This is a genomic window from Streptomyces sp. Xyl84 (genome assembly GCF_059731885.1).
The window spans coordinates 3,081,934-3,102,788 of the sequence record NZ_AP029182.1 but is presented as its reverse complement, the minus strand read 5'-3'; the positions used below and the strand labels follow the sequence as shown (position 1 = coordinate 3,102,788).

Genomic DNA, 20,855 nt, shown 5'->3' with positions numbered 1-20,855 from the left:
AAGAATCGTGGAGAACCTGATTGCGCTGCTGATCGCGGCGCCTCTGCTCGGAGCGGCCGTCCTCCTGGCCGGCGGCCGGCGCCTGGACGCCGTCGGCCACTGGATCGGCACCCTGCTCGCCGGTGCCTCCTTCGTGATCGGTCTGGTCCTCTTCGCCGACCTGCTCGGCAAGGGCGCCGACCACCGGACGGTGATCCAGCACCTGTTCAGCTGGGTCCCGGTGGCCGGCTTCCAGGCGGACGTCACCTTCCGGCTCGACCAGCTGTCGATGACGTTCGTGCTGCTGATCACCGGTGTCGGCTCGCTCATCCACCTGTACTCGATCGGGTACATGGAGCACGACGAGCGGCGCCGCCGCTTCTTCGGTTACCTCAACCTGTTCCTCGCGGCGATGCTGCTGCTCGTCCTCGCCGACAACTACCTCCTGCTGTACGTCGGCTGGGAGGGCGTCGGTCTCGCCTCCTACCTGCTGATCGGCTTCTGGCAGCACAAGCCCAGCGCGGCCACCGCCGCCAAGAAGGCCTTCCTGGTCAACCGGGTCGGCGACATGGGCCTGTCGATCGCGATCATGCTGATGTTCACCACGTTCGGCACCTTCGCCTTCGGCCCGGTGTTCGGCCACGTCCAGGACACCTCCGAGGGCAGGCTCACGGCGATCGGCCTGATGCTGCTGCTCGCCGCCTGCGGCAAGTCCGCCCAGGTGCCGCTGCAGTCCTGGCTCGGTGACGCGATGGAGGGCCCGACCCCCGTCTCCGCCCTCATCCACGCGGCCACCATGGTGACCGCGGGCGTCTACCTGATCGTCCGCTCCGGGGTCGTCTTCAACGCGGCACCCGACGCGCAGCTCGCCGTCACCGTCGTCGGCGCGGTCACGCTGCTGTTCGGTGCGATCGTCGGTTGCGCGAAGGACGACATCAAGAAGGCGCTGGCCGGCTCGACCATGTCGCAGATCGGCTACATGGTGCTCGCCGCGGGACTCGGCCCCATCGGCTACGTCTTCGCGATCATGCACCTGGTGACGCACGGCTTCTTCAAGGCCGGGCTGTTCCTCGGCGCCGGCTCCGTCATGCACGGCATGAACGACGAGGTCGACATGCGCAAGTACGGCGGGCTCAGGAAGTACATGCCCGTCACCTTCATCACCTTCGGCCTGGGCTACCTCGCGATCATCGGCTTCCCCGGCCTGTCCGGCTTCTTCTCCAAGGACAAGATCATCGAGGCGGCCTTCGCCAAGGGCGGCACCGAGGGCTGGATCCTCGGCGGCGCGGCCCTGCTGGGCGCGGCCATCACGGCGTACTACATGACGCGCGTGATGCTGATGACGTTCTTCGGCGAGGAACGCTGGCGCGACCGGCCCACCGCCTCGCCCGCCGAGCCCAGCGCGGAACCGGCGGCCGAGGAGCGCGGTGCCCACGCGGAACCGCACCCGCACGAGTCGCCCGGGACCATGACCGTCCCCATGATCGTGCTGGCCGTCGGGTCGGTCTTCGGCGGCGCGTTCTTCAGCATCGGCGACCGCTTCCTGCACTGGCTGGAGCCGGTCACCGGGCACAGCGAGGGCGACTCGCCGGTCAGCGCCGCGGTGGTCACCGGCGCCACCATGGTCTGCCTGGTCGTCGGCGTCGCCATCGCCTGGGCCCAGTACGGGCGGAAGCCGGTCCCGGCCGTCGCCCCGCGCGGGTCGCTGCTCACCCGGGCCGCCCGGCGGGACCTGCTCCAGGACGACTTCAACCACGTCGTCCTCGTCCGCGGCGGCGAGCACCTCACCCGGTCCCTGGTGTACGTCGACCACACCCTGGTCGACGGTGTCGTCAACGGCACGGCGGCGTCCATGGGCGGCCTGTCCGGCCGGCTGCGCCGGCTGCAGAACGGCTTCGCGCGCTCGTACGCGGTCTCGATGTTCGGCGGTGCGGCACTCCTGGTCGCCGCGACCCTGCTGATGAGGGCGGTCTGATACCGATGTCCTTTCCTCTGCTGACAGCGACGGCGGCGCTCCCGGCCGTCGGGGCCGTCGCCACGGCCGCCGTACCGGCCTCCCGGCGCGCCGCCGCCAAGTGGCTGGCCCTCCTGGTCTCCCTCGGCACGCTCGCGCTGGCGGCCACCACCCTGGTCCGCTTCGACCCGGACGGCGCCCGCTACCAGCTCACCGAGTCCCACTCCTGGATCGCGGCCTTCGGGGTCCGCTACGAACTGGGTGTGGACGGCATCGGCGTCGCGCTGGTCGCGCTGACCGCGCTGCTGATCCCGTTCGTGGTCCTGGCGGGCTGGCACGACGCCGACCCCCTGGAGACCGGCAGCCGCCGCTGGCGGCCCACCCAGGGCTTCTTCGCCCTGATCCTGGCCGTCGAGGCGATGGTGATCGTCTCCTTCGAGGCCACCGACGTCTTCCTCTTCTACATCTTCTTCGAAGCCATGCTGATCCCGATGTACTTCCTCATCGGAGGCTTCGGGGACCGTGCCCACGAGCACGGGGAGGAGACGGCCGCGACGCAGCGGTCGTACGCGGCGGTGAAGTTCCTCCTGTACAACCTGGTCGGCGGCCTGATCATGCTGGCCGCGGTGATCGGCCTGTACGTCGTCGCCGGGAACTTCTCCCTCACTGAGATCGCCGAGGCCCGCGCCAACGGCTCGCTGCACATGGCCACCAGCACCGAACGCTGGCTCTTCCTCGGCTTCTTCTTCGCCTTCGCGGTGAAGGCGCCGCTGTGGCCGCTGCACACCTGGCTGCCCAACGCCATGCAGGAGTCCACCGCCCCCGTCGCCGTGCTCATCACCGCGGTCGTCGACAAGGTGGGCACCTTCGCGATGCTCCGCTTCTGCCTCCAGCTGTTCCCCGGCGCGAGCAAGTGGGCCACGCCCGTGATCCTCGTCCTCGCCGTGATCAGCATCATCTACGGCGCGCTGCTGGCGGTCGGCCAGCGCGACATCAAGCGCCTGATCGCGTACGCGTCGATCTCGCACTTCGGCTTCATCATCATGGGCATCTTCGCGATGACCAGCCAGGGCCAGTCCGGCGCGACGCTCTACATGGTCAACCACGGCCTCTCGACGGCCGCACTGCTGCTGGTCGCCGGGTTCCTGATCTCCCGGCGCGGCTCGCGGCTCATCGCCGACTACGGCGGTGTGCAGAAGGTGGCGCCCGTGCTCGCCGGCACCTTCCTGATCGGCGGCCTGGCGACCCTCTCGCTGCCGGGGCTCGCCCCCTTCGTCAGCGAGTTCCTGGTCCTGGTCGGCACCTTCACGCGGTACCCGGCCATCGGCATCGTCGCCACCTTCGGCATCGTGCTCGCAGCGCTGTACACCCTCGTCCTCTACCAGCGGACGATGACCGGCCCGGTGAAGCGGGAGGTCTCCGCGATGCCGGACCTCAGAGTGCGGGAGCTGGTGGTCGTGGCCCCGCTGATCGTGCTGCTGATCTTCCTGGGCGTCTATCCGAAGCCCGTGACGAACATCGTCGACCCGGCGGTCAAGCAGACCATGTCCGACGTACACAAGACCGACCCCAAGCCCGACGTGGAGGCGGCCAAGTGAGCGCAGCAGCCGTCCACAGCCTGTGGACAACCGCGGCCGACCCGATCGCCAAGATCGGCGCGCCGAAGATCGAGTACGGGCAGCTGTCGCCCACCCTCATCGTCGTGGGCGCGGCGATCGTCGGGGTGCTGGTCGAGGCCTTCGTCCCGCGCAGGTCCCGCTACCACGCCCAGGTGTTCGTGTCCGTCGTCGCCCTGTGCGCCGCCTTCGCGGCGGTGGTCGCGCTCGCGGCGGACGGTTACGGCACCACCAAGGCGCACATCGCGGCGATGGGCGCCATCGCCGTCGACGGCCCGTCCCTCTTCCTCCAGGGCACGATCGTGCTGTCCGCCCTGGTCGGCCTGTTCACCTTCGCCGAGCGGCGCCTGGACCCCGAGGCGCACGGCAACCGCGTCGACTCCTTCGCGGCCCAGGCCTCGGCCGTGCCGGGCAGCGACAGCGAGAAGGCCGCGGTGAAGGCCGGGTTCACCACCACCGAGGTCTTCCCGCTGCTCCTGTTCGCCGTCGCCGGCATGCTCGTCTTCCCCTCGGCCAACGACCTGCTGACCCTGTTCGTGGCCCTGGAGGTCTTCTCCCTCCCGCTGTACCTGCTGTGCGCCCTGGCCCGCCGCAAGCGGCTCATGTCGCAGGAGGCCGCGGTCAAGTACTTCCTGCTCGGCGCGTTCGCCTCCGCCTTCACCCTGTTCGGCATCGCCCTGCTGTACGGGTACGCAGGCTCGGTGTCGTACACGACGATCGCGCAGGTCGTCGAGGGCAACGTGCCCAGCGTCGACCCGGCGCTGGCCGACACCATGGGCAACGACGCGCTGCTGCTCATCGGCGCCGCGATGGTGGTGATGGGACTGCTGTTCAAGGTGGGCGCCGTGCCGTTCCACATGTGGACGCCGGACGTCTACCAGGGCGCGCCGACCCCGGTCACCGGATTCATGGCGGCGGCGACCAAGGTGGCCGCGTTCGGCGCGCTGCTGCGGCTGCTGTACGTCGTGCTGCCCGGGATGCGCTGGGACTGGCGGCCGGTCATGTGGGGCGTCGCGATCATCACCATGCTCGGCGGTGCGATCGTCGCGATCACCCAGACCGACATCAAACGCCTGCTGGCGTACTCGTCCATCGCCCACGCCGGGTTCATCCTCGCGGGTGTCATCGCCACCTCGAAGGACGGCGTCTCCTCCGTCCTCTTCTACCTGGCCGCGTACTCCTTCGTGACGATCGGCGCGTTCGCCGTGGTCACGCTGGTGCGCGACGCGGGCGGCGAGGCGACGCACCTGTCCAAGTGGGCCGGACTCGGCCGGCGCTCCCCGCTGGTGGCGGCCGTGTTCGCCGTCTTCCTGCTGGCCTTCGCGGGCATCCCGCTGACCAGCGGCTTCGCCGGGAAGTTCGCCGTGTTCAAGGCGGCGGCGGAGGGCGGCGCGGCACCGCTGGTCGTCATCGGTGTGATCTCGTCCGCGGTCGCGGCCTTCTTCTACATCCGCGTGATCGTCCTGATGTTCTTCAGCGAACCGCGTCCGGAGGGCCCGACGGTGGCGGTGCCCTCACCGCTGACCATGACCGCGATCGGCGTGGGCGTGGCCGTCACGGTGGTGCTGGGCGTGGCCCCGCAGTACTTCCTGGACCTGGCGGACCAGGCGGGGGTGTTCGTGCGCTGACCCGCCCCTGTCGACGTGTCTGCCCGGCAGCCCCCACGGGGCCGCCGGGCAGACACGTCAGGAAGGGGTCACCCGCACCGGCGGGGCCTGATCGCCGACAGATCCAACTCGATCGTGAACGGCACGTCCGTCTTCATCCGCTCGCGGAAGATACCCGTGCTCGTGTAGGTACCGGTGGTGGGCTCCAGTTCGAAGACGTGCACGACGGCGCGGTCGTTCTCGTTCTCGACCCTCCAGTAGTGGGGGATCTTCGCCCGGGCGTACTTGAGGGGCTTGGTCTCGCGGTCGCGGGAGACGGATTCCTCGGAGACGACCTCGATGGCCAGGACGACGGCGTTCGCCGGGAAGCGAGTCTGCTTGGCGTTCTCCACGGCGTCGGTGCGTACGACGACCACATCCGGTTCCGGGCGGTTCTGGCGGTCGATGTCGATGGTGAGCTCGCGGACCACCTGAACCTCATCAGGCGCCACTGACTGCAGTTGCCACTCGAAGAAACTCACTGCACGTGAGTGGAAAAGGGTCTGCGGACTCACGAAGACCAGGCTCCCGTCGATCAGTTCCGTATGCGGAGGCAGATTCGGGAGGCGTTCCAGGTCGTCGGCGGTCCAGCCGCCTTCCGGCGGAGTCGGCCAGGTGGGCTTGGACGCCTTCGGTGCGACGCTCATCAGTGCTCCCATGGGACGGAGTCTCGCCGGTGCATTCAGACTATCGGCCGGAAACGGGCAGGTCTCCTGCGTACGTGTGAACGAGTCTCGTGTCGTTGACCTGGCGCCGCGGGGTCCGGTCTGTGGATAACTCCAGCACTGTCGGCGGCGCCCCCTATCGTGGAGGAAGTGGTCGAGGGACGACGTACGGGGGACGAGACGATGGGCGGGACAGGCGGTGTCACCGAGATGGCAGTGACGGACAGCGAGGCGCTTGCCACGCTGCGCCGGGTCTTCGGATACGAGGCCTTCCGTGGCGAGCAGGAAGCGGTCATCGAGCATGTGGTGACGGGCGGCGACGCCGTCGTGCTCATGCCCACCGGCGGCGGCAAGTCCCTGTGCTACCAGATCCCGGCCCTGGTAAGACCTGGTACAGGCATCGTGGTCTCGCCGCTGATCGCCCTCATGCAGGACCAGGTGGACGCCCTGCGCGCGCTCGGTGTGCGGGCCGGCTTCATCAACTCCACGCAGGACTTCGACGAGCGGCGCGTGGTCGAGGCGGAGTTCCTCGCCGGCGAACTGGACCTGCTCTACCTCGCGCCGGAGCGGCTGCGCGTGGACGCCACGCTCGACCTGCTCTCCCGCGGCAAGATCTCCGTCTTCGCCATCGACGAGGCGCACTGCGTCTCCCAGTGGGGTCACGACTTCCGCCCCGACTACCTGACGCTGTCCCTGCTGGGCGAGCGCTGGCCCGACGTGCCCCGCATCGCACTCACCGCGACCGCCACCCACGCCACGCACCAGGAGATCACCCAGCGGCTGAACATGCCGCAGGCCCGGCACTTCGTGGCCAGCTTCGACCGGCCCAACATCCAGTACCGGATCGTGCCCAAGGCCGACCCGAAGAAGCAGCTGCTGGCCTTCCTGCGCGCGGAGCACGCGGGCGACGCCGGCATCGTGTACTGCCTGTCGCGCAACTCGGTGGAGAAGACCGCCGAGTTCCTGTCGGCCAACGGCATCCAGGCGGTGCCGTACCACGCGGGCCTGGACGCGGGCACGCGCGCCGCGCACCAGTCGCGCTTCCTGCGCGAGGACGGCCTGGTCGTGGTCGCCACCATCGCCTTCGGCATGGGCATCGACAAGCCGGACGTCCGGTTCGTCGCCCACCTGGACCTGCCGAAGTCCGTCGAGGGCTACTACCAGGAGACCGGCCGCGCGGGCCGCGACGGCCTGCCGTCGACGGCCTGGATGGCCTACGGCCTCAACGACGTCATCCAGCAGCGCAAGCTGATCCAGTCCGGTGAGGGGGACGAGGCCTTCCGCCGCCGCGCCGCCGCCCACCTGGACTCCATGCTCGCCCTGTGCGAGACGGCCGCCTGCCGCCGCGGCCAGCTCCTCGCCTACTTCGGCCAGGAACCGCAGGAGTCCGGCTGCGGCAACTGCGACACATGCCTGACCCCGCCGGAGACGTGGGACGGCACGGTCGCCGCCCAGAAGGTGCTGTCGACGGTGGTCCGGCTGCAGCGCGAGCGCGGGCAGAAGTTCGGCGCCGTGCAGATCATCGACATCCTGCTGGGCAAGCGCACCGGCAAGGTGATCCAGTTCGACCACGACCAGCTCTCCGTCTTCGGCATCGGCACCGAGCTGTCCGAGGGGGAGTGGCGCGGGGTCGCGCGCCAGTTGCTGGCCCAGGGCCTGCTCGCGGTGGAGGGCGAGTACGGCACGCTGGTGCTGACCGACGCCAGCGGCGCGGTGCTGCGCGCGGAGCGCGAGGTACCGCTGCGCAAGGAACCGAAGCGGCCGGCCGCCTCGCGGTCGTCCTCGTCCGCCTCCGGGCGGAGCAAGGGCAAGGCCGCCGTGGCCGAACTGCCCGAGCATCTGCTCCCCGCCTTCGAGGCCCTGCGCGCCTGGCGCGCCGAGCAGGCCCGCGAGCAGGGCGTCCCCGCGTACGTCATCTTCCACGACGCCACGCTCCGCGAGATCGTCACGGCCTGGCCGACGTCGGTGGACCGGCTCGGCACGGTCGGTGGGGTCGGCGAGAAGAAGCTCGCCACGTACGGCGAGGGCGTGATCGGGGTCCTGGAGTCGCTGGCGGCACCGGCCGCCGGGGCCGACGACCACTTCGGCCCCGGCGCGGACTCTGACCCGGGTCCGGAGCCCGAGCCGGAACCGGACGACGACTGGATATGAGCGACGGGACCCGGTCGCCCGGTCGCGGGCGACCGCGGACCAGGACGTCCGGGTCCCCGGTCAGCCGTCCGAGCGCGGCTTCGGCGGGGTGACCGTCTCGGTGAGCACGTCCACCGCGGCCCGCCGTACGTCGGCGTCCGGGTCGCCCAGGTAGGGGAGGAGGGCGTCGAGTCGGGGTTCCTCGTCGGCCAGGGCGACCAGTTCCAGCAGCCGCGCCGAGCTGCCGGGCGTGCCCGGCAGGACCGAGCAGTCGCCCGGCGCCGTCACCCCAGCGCTGTCAGCCCGGGGGCGAACGTGATCAGCAGGGGAAGCAGCGGTACCAGCGCCGCCGCCGTCGTGGTCAGGGCCCTGCGCCTGCGGTCCAGCCGGGGCGGAGGTTCCAGGAGGCGGTCCACCCGTTCACCGAGCAGACGGTGGCTGGAGGCGCAGGAGAGGACGCCGCGGTGCTGGTTGAGTTCGATCAGGGCGAGGGCCGTGGTGAGGTGGCCGTGGCGGCGGGAGGCGGTGTCGTCGGCGGCCAGCTCGACCAAGCGGTGGGTCTGGTCGCAGAAGTGCGCGAAGAGCGGGATGCGCGGGAAGCCGGTCGCGAGCGCGGTCGACAGGTGCAGCAGCCAGTCGTGGTGGGCGCGGGCGTGTCCGCGCTCGTGGGCGAGGACCGCGTCGAGCTGGTGGCCCGTCAGACGGTGCAGCGCTCCCGTCGTGACGATGAGCTGGGGCGGATGGCCGGGCATCCACCACGCGTCGGGGTACTCGTCCTCCAGCACCAGCATCGGCCCCCGCGCCACGGGCAGGCCCGCGGGCAGGTCCGGAGCGCGTTCCCGCAGGTGCGCGCGGGCCAGGCCACGGCGACGGCGGGCCTCGGCGAGTTCACGGCCGAGCATCGCGGTGGTCCAGGCGGCGCCGCACGCCAGGAGCAGGGTGAGGGCGGCGGCCCAGGCCGGCGCGACCGACAGGTCGTAGGCGGCGGTCACGGCGGGTGGCGCGGGGGCGAACACGCGGTCGCGCACGGTGTGGAAGACCGCCGCCGCGCCCAGGACCAGGGCGGCCAGACAGCACAGCAGGACGGTGGCCACCAGGCACTGCCACACCCACAGCGCGACCACGGGTTCCCGCTCGGGCCACTGCGCCCGGGTCAGCGCGCGGGGAACCGGCACGGCGGCCGCCAGAGCGACGGTGCTCAGCAGGAGCAGGCAGACGGTCATGCCACGGTCTCCGGATCCTGATCGGAGGTGGGCGGGTGTCGGGTCGTGCGGTGGAGCGGCTGTGCTGTGCTGCGTGCGGTGGAGCGGGGCGTGCGGTGAGGCGTGCGTGCGGTGGTGCCGGCGGCCGTCCCCGCAGTGGTGCGGGCGGGTGGTGCCCGGTGGTGCCGACGGGTGTTCGCGGTGGTGCCGCGCGGACCGTGCGGGCGTGGTGCGCGCGCCGGTGCGGTGCGCGCACCACCCGGTCCGCCGCCAGTATGACGGGGACGGGCGCCCCGAGTCATGGTCCGGCGGCAACCGGTCCGCACGATCTCCGTCACGATGGCTGAGACGGGTGCCCCGAGTCATGGTCCGGCGGCAACCGGTCTGCACGATCTCCGTCACGACGGCTGAGACGGGTGCCCCGAGTCATGGTCCGGCGGCAACCGGCCCGCACGGTCTCCGCTACGACGGCTGGGGCGTCACCCCGCCACGATCCGTCCCGTGACCTCTCCCAGCCCCACCCGGACCCCGCCCGCGCCCGGCGCCCACGCCGACAGCGTCACCACGTCCCCGTCCTCCAGGAACGTCCGCTTGCCGTCCGGGAGTTCGATCGGCTCGCGGCCGTTCCAGCTGAGTTCCAGCAGCGAGCCGCGCTGGGCGGGCTCCGGTCCGCTGACCGTGCCCGACCCGTACAGGTCGCCGGTGCGCAGCGAGGCGCCGTTGACCGTCATGTGGGCCAACTGCTGGGCGGCCGTCCAGTACATCGTGGAGAACGGCGGTCGGGAGACGACGTGTCCGTTGACCGCGACGGAGATCCGCAGGTCGTAGCCGCCGGACTCCTCCCCGGTGTCGTCCAGGTACGGCAGCAGCGGGTGCGTGCGCCGCGGCGGGGCCAGCCGTGCGTCCTCCAGCGCGTCCAGCGGAGTGATCCACGCCGACACCGACGTGGCGAACGACTTGCCGAGGAACGGGCCGAGGGGGACGTACTCCCAGGCCTGGATGTCCCGCGCCGACCAGTCGTTGAGCAGGCAGAGCCCGAAGACGTGCTCGCGGAAGTCCGCGAGGGCCACCGGCTGCCCGAGCCGCGAGGGCACGCCCACCACGAAGCCCACCTCGGCCTCGATGTCCAGCCGGACGGACGGGCCGAAGACGGGGTCGGTGTCGGTGGGGGCCTTCCGCTGCCCCGAGGGGCGTACGACGTCCGTGCCCGACACGACCACCGTGCCGGAGCGGCCGTGGTAACCGATCGGCAGGTGCTTCCAGTTCGGCGTCAGCGAGTCCTCGGCGTCCGGGCGGAAGATCCGGCCCACGTTGCGGGCGTGGTTCTCGGACGCGTAGAAGTCGACGTAGTCCGCGACCTCGAAGGGCAGGTGGAGGGTCACCGAGGACAGCGGGTGCAGGAACGGCGCCACGGTCTCCTGGTGGGCGGGCACGGTCACCCACGCCGTCAGCGCGCGCCGCACGTCCGACCAGGCGGTGCGGCCCGCGGCGAGCAGCGGGTTCAGGGTCGGCCGTGCCAGCAGGGCGGCGTAGGGGGAGCCGAGCGCCAGTGCCGCCGCGCCCGCGTCCAGGACGTGGTCGCCGAGCCGGACGCCGACGGTCCGCTCCTGCGATCCGGCGCGGGAGAAGACACCGTAGGGAAGGTTGTGCGGACCGAAGGGGTCGCCCTCGGGGACCTCGAAGGGGGGCATCGGGTTCTGCCTCTCTTTCGTGTGCCGTGCGTTCCATGGGGGCGGCACCTGGGCGCACCTGGGCCACCGGGCCACACGTTCATGTGGTCGCGCCACACGTTACGGGGGAGGTGCCGTCTTGGGCAGTGTCCAAAGAGTTCGCAATGTCCGAATCAGGGTGCCGCGGCGGGCGATTCGCGCTCGGTGTCTCGGGGGGCGTGGACGGGGCGGGTCCGCTCTGCGGGGACCGCGCGGCCGTCCGTCCGGCCAGGAGCACGCAGACGGACCGCCTGGTGGAGGCCCCGCTCCTCGCCGGCCGCATCGCCCTGTTCCCTTACGTCACCCGCGTGGCGGATCCGTATTCTCTGATCATGCCCGCTCCCCACGCCCCCGCCCTCATCGCCACCGACCTGGACGGAACGCTGCTGCGCGGCGACGACACCCTGTCCGAGCGGTCCCTCGCCGCACTCGCGCGGGCGGCGGCGGCAGGCGCCCGGCACCTCGTCGTGACCGGCCGGCCGGCGCCGAGGGTACGGCCGCTGCTGAAGGACCTGGGCGGTACCGGGCTCGCGGTGTGCGGCCAGGGCGCACAGCTCTACGACGCCGGGGAAGACCGTCTGCTGTGGTCGCAGACGCTCGACCGGGAGACGGCCGAGACGGCGCTCGGCAAGATCGAGGCGGAGGTGGGGGAGGTGTACGCGGCGGTCGACCAGGACGGGGTGGAGGGGCTCACGCTCATCGAGCCCGGGTACCGCATGCCGCATCCCACGCTGCCCGCCCAGCGGGTGGCGCGGCGCGACGACCTGTGGCGCGCGCCCATCAGCAAGGTGCTGCTGCGCCATCCCGCCCTGTCCGACGACGAGCTGGCGGCGACGGCCCGCGGGGTGGCCGGTTCCCTCGTCGCGGTCACCATGTCGGGCCCGGGCACCGTGGAGCTGCAACCCCACGGCATCACCAAGGCGACCGGTCTGGCCCTGGCCGCCGGGCGTCTGGGGCTGGGGCCCGAGGACACCCTCGCCTTCGGAGACATGCCGAACGACATCCCCATGTTCCGGTGGGCCGCCCGGGGAGTGGCCATGGCCGGCGCCCACCCGGAGCTGAAGGCGGTCGCCGACGAGGTCACCACGTCGAACGAGGACGACGGCGTGGCCGTCGTCCTCGAGCGACTGTTCGTCTGAGGGCCGGATCCGTCAGTACGCGCTGAAGACGTTGTCGATGGAGCCGTAGCGCGCGGCCGCGTAGTTGCAGGCGGCCGTGATGTTCGCGACCGGGTTGTAGATGTCGAACGACGTGCCGGCCACGTGGTAGGCGTTGAAGGTCGGCTGGATGACCTGGAGCAGGCCCTTGGACGGGATGCCCTTGGCGGCGTTGGAGTCCCAGTTGTTGATGGCCAGCGGGTTGCCGGAGGACTCGCGTATCACGTTGCGGTAGATGCCGTTGTACGTGCCCGGGATGCCCTTCTGGCCCATGATCGCGAGCGACTCGCGGATCCAGCCATCCAGGTTGTTCGGGTAGGCGACCGTGCTCACCGTCTTGGCGGTGGCCGTGGTCGCCGCCGCGGGGGCGGCGGAGGCGCTGGTGGCGCCGATCAGGGGGAGGGCGAGGACGGCGGCACCCGTGCCGGAGACGGCGAGGGTGCGGACGAGGCGGGCGGTGCGGGAACGGCGCTGACCGTTTGCAGGCATGGGGGATTCCTCTCCGTCGCCTGCGAGGTGAGCTGTCGGGTTCGGGCGGGGAGGTGCCCGGCCGTGCCCTCGGGTGGCACGGCTTCACCCCGAGCCGTTCCGGCACGGCGTACGACGTAGGACGACGTACGGCGTTCCGGCCCGGCGACTTACCTGGGTCCCCCGCTCCTGCCATGAAGTGGTTCGGTCGATGGATATCGGGCGGTGGCAGGATTCGGCGTCCACCCGACTGGCCGGGAACGTATGCGAGAGCACATGTCCCGAACAAGTACCTGATTCATACATCGCCCTAGTTGACCTTGATCCGGGGTGTTTTGGGCACTTGATCCTTTGCATCTGCCAAGGGTCAACTCGTATGCGGGGGAAGGGAAGCGGGGGTGTGCGGGGTGGCCGCGGGGTGGCAGGGTGCGCGTGACCCAACTCACGGAATAATCCGGCCAGGAGCATTTACGGCCAACGGGAATTGAAATGCCAATAAGGGTAAATCGGACTCCTCCGGTGAGGGTGGGGCGGGGGAGGGGCGGGGAGTGGTGGTGCCGGTGCGGGGCAGCAGGGGAGGGGGAGGGGTGGTTGTCACGTTCGGTGAGGTTGTGGCCCCGTTCGGGCGGACGGGGGTTCGTCGCGCTCCGTGGCGGTCCGTCGCGGTCCGTCGTGCTCGGTGTGACGCGGGGGAGGGGGCAGAGTAGGGAGGAGTGAGTCGATAAATATCTGTTCATACGTGGTGATCGAAAACATATCGGTCGTGATCCGATACCACCTGGCCTGTATCGGTGGGCGCTATCGGTGATCGAAACGTGACCGGATACGCTGACTTGAGTGATGGCAGCGACCTATCGACAAACCGTGTAGCGCCAGCAGACACCAGCAGACAGGAGACCCCTCGTGACCGTCGTCGGGCCGTTCGGGCTGAGCGTGCGGGACCAGGCTCTCGAAGCCGATGTCCAGGCCGGGTTGGCGGCTGTCGAGGAAGGGCTGCTCGAAGCCACCAAGAGCGAGGTCCCGTTCATCACGGAGGCCGCCCAGCACCTCGTCAGGGCGGGCGGGAAGCGGTTCCGCCCGCTGCTCGTGATGCTCGCGGCCCAGTTCGGCGATCCGTACGCGCCGGGCATCGTGCCGTCGGCCGTGGTGGTGGAGCTGACCCACCTGGCGACGCTGTACCACGACGACGTGATGGACGAGGCCGCCGTGCGGCGCGGCGTGGCCAGCGCGAACACCCGCTGGGGCAACTCGGTGGCGGTCCTGACCGGCGACTTCCTCTTCGCCCGCGCCTCGCAGATCCTCGCCGACCTCGGCCCGGAGGCCGTCCGGGTGCAGGCGCTGGCGTTCGAACGGCTGGTCACCGGCCAGATCCTGGAGACGGCGGGGCCGCAGGACGGCAGGGACCCCGTCGAGCACTACCTGGACGTGCTGGGCGGCAAGACGGGGTCGCTGGTGGCCGTGTCGTGCCGGTTCGGCGCGATGATGTCCGGGGCCGACGAGACGGTCGTGGACGTGCTGACGCAGTACGGGGAGCGGCTCGGCGTGGCGTTCCAGCTCGCCGACGACGTCCTGGACATCGCCTCCGACTCGCACGAGTCCGGCAAGACGCCCGGCACCGACCTGCGCGAGGGCATCGCGACGCTCCCGGTGCTGCGGCTGCGCGAGCGCGCCGCCCGGCTGGGGCTCGTCGAGGACGTCGCCCTGTGCGAACTGCTGGACTCCGACCTGAGCGACGACGCCCGGCACGCCGAGGCGCTGGCGGCGCTGCGCGCGCACCCCGCCCTGGAACAGGCCCGCCGGGACACCGTGCGGTACGCGGAGGAGGCGCGGGCCGCGCTCGCGCCGCTGCGCGAGTGCGACGCCAAGGCCGCGCTGCTCCAGCTGTGCGACGCGGTGGTGCACCGGGCCGGCTAGGCCCTGTCCCCGCCGGCAGAGGGCGGTGTCTCCACCCTGACCCCTACGGGGCGGGGGAGCCGCCGCCCTTACGTGTCATACCGCAGTCGTACACGGAGTTGGCTCCGGGGTCTGACGCTTCCTCCCCGCCGATTTGGTCAGATGGAAGCACGGACCGCACCACTCCTCACCGATTCGGGTGAGAATGGCGGCTTGGGGTGGGAGCAGTGCACACGGGCAGCCGCCGCCGACGACGGAGGTAAGGCACACATGGCACCGTACGAATCCGACGACACCAGGGACGACACCGCGGAGGCGGACGGCAGGCACTCGGCGCGCCGCAAGGCCGCGCGGTACGTCGTCCCGGTCGCGGTGGTGGGGGTGGCGGCGGCGACCATCGGGCTCGTCCCGGCACTCGCCGACTCCGGTGACCCCGACCTGCCGAAGATCAACGCGCAGCAACTCATCGAGAAGATCGCCAAGTCGGACGTCCAGCGGCTGTCCGGCACGGTCAAGGTCAGCACCGACCTCGGTCTGCCCAGCCTCGGCGGCCTGGAGAGCAGCCTCGCCTCCGGCGCCGTCAAGGGCGGCGGCGACGGCTCGGCCGCCGACCCGGCCGCCAAGCTGACGGAGCTGCTCTCGGGCACGCACACCCTGCGGGTCGCGGGCGACGGCCCGGACCGGCAGAAGCTCTCGCTGGTCGAGAGCGCCGCCGAGTACAGCCTCGTGCACAACGGCAAGGACGTCTGGGGCTACGACAGCAAGTCCAACGAGGTCTACCACGGCACCGCCGCCGAGCACGGCGACAAGGGGAAGGAGCAGCGGGTCCCCGCCACGCCCAAGGACTTCGCCGACGAGGCCCTGAAGTCGGTCGACGACACCACCTCGGTCACGGTCGACGGCACCGCACAGGTCGCCGGCCGGGACGCCTACAAACTGGTGATCAAGCCCAAGCACGCCTCGGGCACCACCGTCGGCGCGATCAGCATCGCGGTGGACTCCAGGACCGGGCTGCCGCTGAAGTTCACGCTCACCCCGGCGAGCGGCGGCGCCGCCGTGCTCGACGCGGGCTTCACCCAGATCAGCTTCGCCGCGCCGGCCGCCTCCACGTTCGACTTCACCCCGCCCAAGGGCGCGAAGATCACCGAGGAGAAGGACGGCAAGGCGGGCGAGCACGCACGCAAGCCGGGCGCCCCGCACCAGGGACTGCCGAAGGACTTCCCCCAGGACAAGGGCCTCGCCAAGGACGGCATGAAGGTCATCGGCAAGGGCTGGAACTCCATCGCCACCTTCGACACCGGCGGCAAGGGCGGCCTCCCGACGGACTCCGGCAGCGGGGACCTCAGCGGCTTCCTGGGCTCGCTCGGTGACCACGTGACCGGCACGTTCGGCAAGGGCACGGTCTTCTCCACCCGCCTGGTCAACGCGCTGATCACGGACGACGGCAAGGTCTACGCCGGTGCCGTCACCAAGGACGCGCTGGTGAAGGCGGCGGACACCGCGCGGTAGGCACGCCGGGGGTACGAGGGAGCGAGGAAGCCGATGGACGACGCGGAGGGCGGCGGCGGTGAGCGCGATGACCGCCGTGGTCGCGGCGACCGCAGGGACGGCGCCGGCGAGGGTGCGGGCGACACCGGCGGCAGTGTCATCCGCACCCGTGCGCTCACCAAGCGCTACCGCGGGGGACAGCTCGCCGTCGACGGTCTCGACCTGACCGTTCCGGCGGGCAGCGTCTTCGGCTTCCTCGGCCCCAACGGCTCCGGAAAGACCACCACCATCCGGATGCTGATGGGGCTCATCGAACCCACGTCCGGCACCGCACGGGTCCTGGGGCAGCCCATGCCCCGCTCCGCGCGGACCGTGCTGCCGCACGTCGGCGCGCTGATCGAAGGCCCCGCCCTGTACGGCTTCCTCTCCGGCCGGGACAACCTGCTGCGGCACGACGCGGCCGACCCGACCGCCGACCCGCGCACCCGGCGCGCCCGGGCCGCCGCCGCGCTGGACCGGGTCGGCCTGACGGCGGCCGCCGGCAAGAAGGCCCGGAACTACTCGCTGGGGATGAAGCAGCGCCTCGGCCTCGCCGCCGCCCTGCTCCGGCCGCGCAGACTGCTCGTCCTGGACGAGCCCACCAACGGACTCGACCCGCAGGGCATGCGGGAGATCCGCTCCCTCGTCAGGGAGCTGGCCTCCGACGGCACGACGGTCTTCCTCTCCTCCCACCTCCTCGACGAGATCGAACAGGTGTGTACGCACGCGGCGGTCATGACCCAGGGCCGGCTGGTCACCCAGGGCCCGGTGGCCGAGCTGGCCGCCGGGGCGCGCGGCCGGCTGGTGGTCACCACGCCCGACGGGGCCGAGGCGGCCCGGGTGCTGAAGGAACAGGGCGTCGGGGACGTGACCGTGACGGAGGACCGGGTGACCGGCGAGCCGCCGTCCGGTGATCTCGCCGAGGTGAACGCGGCGCTGGTGACGGCGGGTGTCCGCGTCCGCGGTTTCGGAGTCGAACGGGCCTCGCTGGAGGACGCGTTCGTGGCACTCACCGGGGAGGGATTCGATGTCGCGGGCTGAGACGGCGGGCCGGGCCGAGCCTCCCGCGCGCGTAACGGCGGGCCTGGCCGAGCCTCCCGCGCGCGGGACGGACGGACCGCACCCGAGCCCCCTGTGGACCCTCGGACTGTTCCGCGACGAGCTGCGGACCACCTTCCGGCGCTGGCGCACGCTCGCCCTGCTGGGCGTGCTGGCCGCCGTGCCGGTCCTGGTCGGGGTGGCCGTGCGGATCGAGACGCGCGGCGGGGCGTCGGCCGGGGGCGGTGGCGGGGGACCGGCGTTCATCGCGCAGATCACCAACAACGGACTGTTCCTGGTCTTCACCGCCCTGGCCGCGACCCTGCCGTTCTTCCTCCCGCTGGCCGTCGGCGTGATCGCGGGCGATGCCATCGCCGGCGAGGCCGGGGCGGGCACCCTGCGCTATCTGCTGGTCGCCCCCGCGGGCCGCACCCGGCTGCTGCTCACCAAGTACGCCACGACCATGGTCTTCTGCCTGGTCGCGACGCTGGTGGTCGCCGTCTCCGCCCTCGCCGTGGGCGCGCTGCTCTTCCCGCTCGGCGATCTGACGACGATCTCCGGTACGCAGATCAGCTTCGGCCAGGGGCTGGGCCGCGCCCTGCTGATCGCCGTCGTCGTCGCCGCCTCCCTGACCGGCATCGCCGCTCTGGGTCTGTTCGTCTCCACGCTGACCAACAGCGGCGTCGCCGCCATGGCGACGACCGTGGGGCTGCTGATCACCGTTCAGATCATCGACCAGATACCCCAGTTGCACGCCGTCCAGCCGTACCTCTTCCCGCACTACTGGCTGTCCTTCGCCGACCTCATGCGCGAGCCGGTCTACTGGGACGGGCTGGTGAAGAACCTGGAGCTGCAGGCGCTGTACGCGGCGGTGTTCGGCTCGGCGGCCTGGGCGCGGTTCACGGCCAAGGACGTCACCGCGTAGGGCTGCCGCGGGTCAGCGGGCTCCGTGCGCCAGGCCGGTGAGGCGGGCCAGCGGTTCCGCCTCGCGCGGTGGGCGGCCGCTCAGGTCGCCGAGGCGCCAGGCCGGTACCCACGGCACATGGTGGACGTCGACGACGGCCTCGACCGGCCGTACCCGCTGCGCGAGCGGGCGCGGGAGCCGGCCCGGCGCGTCCGCGACGAGCACCACGGCGTCCAGGTCGAGCCCGGCCGGTGCCTGTCCCCGGCGGAACACCTCGACCGCCCGGACGACGGCGTCGAGCCCGGCCGCGTGGGTGCGGGCGACGAGCAGCACCGAGCGCGGCGCGTCGGGTCCGGGCCACTCACGCCCGCAGTCGTGGCCGCCGAAGACGGCGGCGAGCGTGGTCGTGCCCGCGCCGCCGTGTGTCGCCACCCAGGAGTACCGCCGGGGCCTGGCCCGCAGGAGTCCCGGGCCCGCGGCACCGCCCGCCGCCGGTCCGGCCGCGCCCGGGCCTGCCGGTACCGGCCCGGCGGGTCCAGGACCGGTCATCCCCGGTCCTGCGGCTGCCGGTTCCGTGGCCGTCACGGGTCCGCGGAGCCATATCTCCGGTCCCTGCCGCATGTCCGTTCGCATGCCCGTTCCCTCCGTGGTCACCACGACGATCTTGGTGCTCGCAGCGTTACCCCGGTCACAGGACAGCGGTTCCTGGTGCGAGTCTGTGACGTCGCGGTGACGTGGAAACCGCAGGCGAGCAGAGAGACTCGACAGTACGCGCAGGACCGGATGGCACGCATCCGAGTGAGGGAGCCGATGTACCGACTGAGCCGCGAGAAGAAGCGGGAACAGAAGCGCGCCGCGCGCTTGGCGGCGCCGATCGCGGTGCACGTGCCCGTGCCCCCGTCCGGCCCCCTGGAGGCCGCCGGTGACCGGGCCTGGGCCTCGGTCGGCGGCGTACGGGTGGACTCGGCGCCCGGCGAGGAGATCCAGCAGGCCGTACTGAACCACCTCCACCGCATCGCCCTCGCCACCGGCCGCCCCGTCCGCGCGACGGTCACCGACGAACGCATCGGCTACGTCGTCCCCCTCCAGGTCCACGGCGACGGCTCCAGCACGTTCACGGCCCAGCCGCTGCGCACGGCACCGGGTGAGCCCGCCCGGCCGCTGACGGAGCGTGCGACGCAGGTGCTGCGGCGGCCACCGGAGATGTCCCAGGAGGCGAAGCAGTCGCCGGCCCCGGGCCCGATCCAGGCATCGGGTCCGTCCGCGACTTCGGGTCCGTCCGCGACTTCGGGTCCGTCTTCGGCTTCGGGCCCGTCCCGGACTCCGGGTGAGTCCCGGGCGCCGGGCCCCGCCGAGGCGTCGCACCCGTCCCAGGAACCGGCGCAACCGCCGCAGGCGGTGCCCGGGGCGCTGCCCTCCTCCGGGACCGCACCGACCATCGCACCGGGTTCCGGGTCCGCCCCGGTGGGCGACGGCGCCGCGGAGTCCGTCCAGGCGACCCCGCCCGGGACGGCAGCGGCCCCGACGGGGAGCTTCGGACCGCCGCCGGTGATGGACTCCGGCCCGTCGGCCGGTGCGGGTGCCGGCAGGCGGCCGCCGGCCGTGCCGGGACCCCCGGCCCCCGTCTTCGCGGAGCCCGCTCCCCTCCCCGTGCCCCTCCCTGCGACCGGAACCGGAACGAGGAACGCGCTCGGCATCGGGGGCGGAGCCGGTCCCGCTCCCGTCATCGACCCGGAAGCCGCCACCGGACTCGACCCCGACCCCAAGGCCGCCCCGGCCCGCGGCTTCGACGCCGTGGCCGAGGCCGTGCTGGGCGACGATCCACGGACCCTGGCCGGCGAGGGCGGCGCGGTCCTGCTCGCCGAGCCCCTCGCCCAGGTCAACGAGGCCGTGCGGGCGGGGCGCATCGAGGAGGCGGCGGCCCTGGCGGAACGCACCGTCACGGAGGCGTCCGGCACGCTCGGCGCGGCTCACCCCGAGGTGCTGCGGGTGCGCGAACTGTCGGCGTACATCGCCTACCTGGCCGGCGACCCGCTGCGGGCCTTCGCCCTCTCGCTCGACCTGGCACGCGTCCACCTCGCGGCGGGCGACGCCGAGGGTGCCTACGGCGACGTGCGCAGCGCGGCCACCGCCTGGCGGGCGGTCCGCGACCCCGGGGAGGGCCTGCGTCTCGGCCGTGAGCTGATCGCCCTGTGGACCGAACTGGCCGCCGGTGACGGCCCGGCCGCCGATGACATCGAGGAACTGGAGTCCGCCCGCGCCCGTATGGACCGTCTCACCGAACGGGCGGAACGGTCCGAACGGGCGCAGCGGGACGGACGGGCCGAGCGGACGGAACAGGAGAAATAGGTCGAACGCCCCGGCGAGGCCGGCGGGCAGGAGGCGTCCGCCCCCGCCGACCGGCCGACACGCCCGCGGGCCGGTGCGGAGCCCCGGCCCGTCGGCGGGTCCTCAGTGCACGCAGAACTCGTTGCCCTCCGGGTCCGCCATCACGACCCAGTGCCCGGCGGGCTCCCGCACCTCCCGCAGCACGCTCGCTCCGAGCGCCTTCAGCCGGTCCACCTCGTCCGCCCGCCGGCCCTCGCCGGGGTGCAGGTCGAGGTGGAGGCGGTTCTTGCCGGCCTTCGTCCCGGCCACCCGCTGGAAGAGCAGCCGGCGCCCCAGTCCCGTACCGCGCTCGGGGTCGTAGGGATCGTCCGGGTGCCGAACGGCGATCAGGTCCCGGAAGGCGGGCCGGCCGTGGTACTCGACGGTGGCCGCGCCCGGCAGCGCGCCGGCTTCCAGCAGCCGTTCGACGAAGGCGCTGTTGTCCTCCGGTTCGTAGTGCAGCGCGCCCGCCCAGAAGTCGGCCTGCGCGTGCGGGTCGGCGGCGTCGACGACGAGTTTCCAGTGCACCGGCGCGGGCGTACGGGCCGCGGACGTCTCTGTCTCGGTCATGCGACCACTTTGCCCGCAAACCGCCGGCCG

General features: G+C 72.0%; 17 protein-coding genes and 1 riboswitch. Of the genes, 10 read left to right on the top strand and 7 right to left on the bottom strand.

Annotated elements, in window-relative coordinates:
- The first annotated feature begins 7 nt into the window (after positions 1–7).
- Genes nuoL through nuoN form a run of 3 tightly spaced genes read left to right on the top strand, consistent with a single transcriptional unit; the run spans position 8 to position 5,177 of the window.
- On the top strand, positions 8–1,954 hold the full coding sequence (nuoL, locus tag AC6I72_RS13335) for an NADH-quinone oxidoreductase subunit L (protein WP_498000963.1): 1,947 nt from the start codon (positions 8–10) through the stop codon (positions 1,952–1,954).
- A gap of 5 nt (positions 1,955–1,959) precedes the next feature.
- Positions 1,960–3,531 carry an NADH-quinone oxidoreductase subunit M gene (locus AC6I72_RS13330; protein ID WP_498000962.1) on the top strand — a complete coding sequence of 524 codons (1,572 nt, stop codon included), beginning with the start codon at positions 1,960–1,962 and terminating at the stop codon, positions 3,529–3,531.
- A complete protein-coding gene (gene nuoN / locus AC6I72_RS13325) occupies positions 3,528–5,177 on the top strand; it encodes an NADH-quinone oxidoreductase subunit NuoN (RefSeq protein ID WP_498000961.1) in 1,650 nt (549 codons plus the stop codon). The genes AC6I72_RS13330 and nuoN overlap by 4 nt, the downstream gene beginning before the upstream one ends.
- A 68-nt stretch (positions 5,178–5,245) precedes the next feature.
- Here the strand turns inward: nuoN and AC6I72_RS13320 are convergent, their stop codons facing one another.
- Complete coding sequence (locus AC6I72_RS13320) at positions 5,246–5,842, bottom strand: Uma2 family endonuclease (protein WP_498000960.1); 597 nt, start codon at positions 5,840–5,842, stop codon at positions 5,246–5,248.
- Positions 5,843–6,043: 201 nt separating this feature from the next.
- Here AC6I72_RS13320 and recQ point away from each other — a divergent pair, with 201 nt between their 5' ends.
- On the top strand, positions 6,044–8,011 hold the full coding sequence (recQ, locus tag AC6I72_RS13315; RefSeq protein ID WP_498004676.1) for a DNA helicase RecQ: 1,968 nt from the start codon (positions 6,044–6,046) through the stop codon (positions 8,009–8,011).
- 60 nt (positions 8,012–8,071) lie between these two features.
- Here recQ and AC6I72_RS13310 read toward each other — a convergent pair whose 3' ends face one another.
- The 3 genes from AC6I72_RS13310 to fahA form a co-directional block, all read right to left on the bottom strand.
- The gene (locus AC6I72_RS13310) at positions 8,072–8,278 is read right to left on the bottom strand and encodes a hypothetical protein (RefSeq protein ID WP_498000959.1); all 207 of its coding nucleotides are present in this window, start codon (positions 8,276–8,278) and stop codon (positions 8,072–8,074) included.
- Complete coding sequence (locus tag AC6I72_RS13305; protein WP_498000958.1) at positions 8,275–9,213, bottom strand: M56 family metallopeptidase; 939 nt, start codon at positions 9,211–9,213, stop codon at positions 8,275–8,277. The genes AC6I72_RS13310 and AC6I72_RS13305 overlap by 4 nt, the downstream gene beginning before the upstream one ends.
- Before the next feature lie 458 nt (positions 9,214–9,671).
- The gene (fahA, locus tag AC6I72_RS13300; RefSeq protein ID WP_498000957.1) at positions 9,672–10,883 is read right to left on the bottom strand and encodes a fumarylacetoacetase; all 1,212 of its coding nucleotides are present in this window, start codon (positions 10,881–10,883) and stop codon (positions 9,672–9,674) included.
- 350 nt (positions 10,884–11,233) lie between these two features.
- Between fahA and AC6I72_RS13295 the strand changes: the two genes are divergently transcribed.
- Positions 11,234–12,040 (top strand): HAD family hydrolase, encoded by an 807-nt coding sequence (locus tag AC6I72_RS13295; protein WP_498000956.1) that lies wholly within the window; start codon positions 11,234–11,236, stop codon positions 12,038–12,040.
- Between the two features lie 12 nt (positions 12,041–12,052).
- Here the strand turns inward: AC6I72_RS13295 and AC6I72_RS13290 are convergent, their stop codons facing one another.
- Positions 12,053–12,547: a transglycosylase SLT domain-containing protein gene (locus AC6I72_RS13290; protein WP_498000955.1), complete on the bottom strand. Its 495-nt coding sequence runs from the start codon at positions 12,545–12,547 to the stop codon at positions 12,053–12,055.
- Between the two features lie 4 nt (positions 12,548–12,551).
- Positions 12,552–12,746: riboswitch (cyclic di-AMP (ydaO/yuaA leader) on the bottom strand.
- Between the two features lie 683 nt (positions 12,747–13,429).
- On the opposite strand from AC6I72_RS13290, the gene AC6I72_RS13285 reads away from it, so the two are divergent.
- The 4 genes from AC6I72_RS13285 to AC6I72_RS13270 all read left to right on the top strand — a co-directional run bounded on the left by AC6I72_RS13285 (position 13,430) and on the right by AC6I72_RS13270 (position 17,909).
- On the top strand, positions 13,430–14,440 hold the full coding sequence (locus AC6I72_RS13285) for a polyprenyl synthetase family protein (RefSeq protein ID WP_498000954.1): 1,011 nt from the start codon (positions 13,430–13,432) through the stop codon (positions 14,438–14,440).
- Positions 14,441–14,689: 249 nt separating this feature from the next.
- Positions 14,690–15,928: a LolA family protein gene (locus AC6I72_RS13280; protein WP_498000953.1), complete on the top strand. Its 1,239-nt coding sequence runs from the start codon at positions 14,690–14,692 to the stop codon at positions 15,926–15,928.
- A 33-nt stretch (positions 15,929–15,961) separates the two neighbouring features.
- On the top strand, positions 15,962–16,987 hold the full coding sequence (locus AC6I72_RS13275) for an ABC transporter ATP-binding protein (RefSeq protein WP_498000952.1): 1,026 nt from the start codon (positions 15,962–15,964) through the stop codon (positions 16,985–16,987).
- Positions 16,974–17,909 (top strand): ABC transporter permease, encoded by a 936-nt coding sequence (locus tag AC6I72_RS13270; RefSeq protein ID WP_498000951.1) that lies wholly within the window; start codon positions 16,974–16,976, stop codon positions 17,907–17,909. The genes AC6I72_RS13275 and AC6I72_RS13270 overlap by 14 nt, the downstream gene beginning before the upstream one ends.
- A 12-nt stretch (positions 17,910–17,921) precedes the next feature.
- Here AC6I72_RS13270 and AC6I72_RS13265 read toward each other — a convergent pair whose 3' ends face one another.
- Positions 17,922–18,521 (bottom strand): DUF6668 family protein, encoded by a 600-nt coding sequence (locus AC6I72_RS13265; protein ID WP_498000950.1) that lies wholly within the window; start codon positions 18,519–18,521, stop codon positions 17,922–17,924.
- A gap of 177 nt (positions 18,522–18,698) precedes the next feature.
- Here AC6I72_RS13265 and AC6I72_RS13260 point away from each other — a divergent pair, with 177 nt between their 5' ends.
- On the top strand, positions 18,699–20,237 hold the full coding sequence (locus AC6I72_RS13260) for a tetratricopeptide repeat protein (protein WP_498000949.1): 1,539 nt from the start codon (positions 18,699–18,701) through the stop codon (positions 20,235–20,237).
- Positions 20,238–20,339: 102 nt separating this feature from the next.
- Here AC6I72_RS13260 and AC6I72_RS13255 read toward each other — a convergent pair whose 3' ends face one another.
- The gene (locus AC6I72_RS13255) at positions 20,340–20,825 is read right to left on the bottom strand and encodes a VOC family protein (RefSeq protein WP_498000948.1); all 486 of its coding nucleotides are present in this window, start codon (positions 20,823–20,825) and stop codon (positions 20,340–20,342) included.
- Between the last annotated feature and the right edge of the window lie 30 nt (positions 20,826–20,855).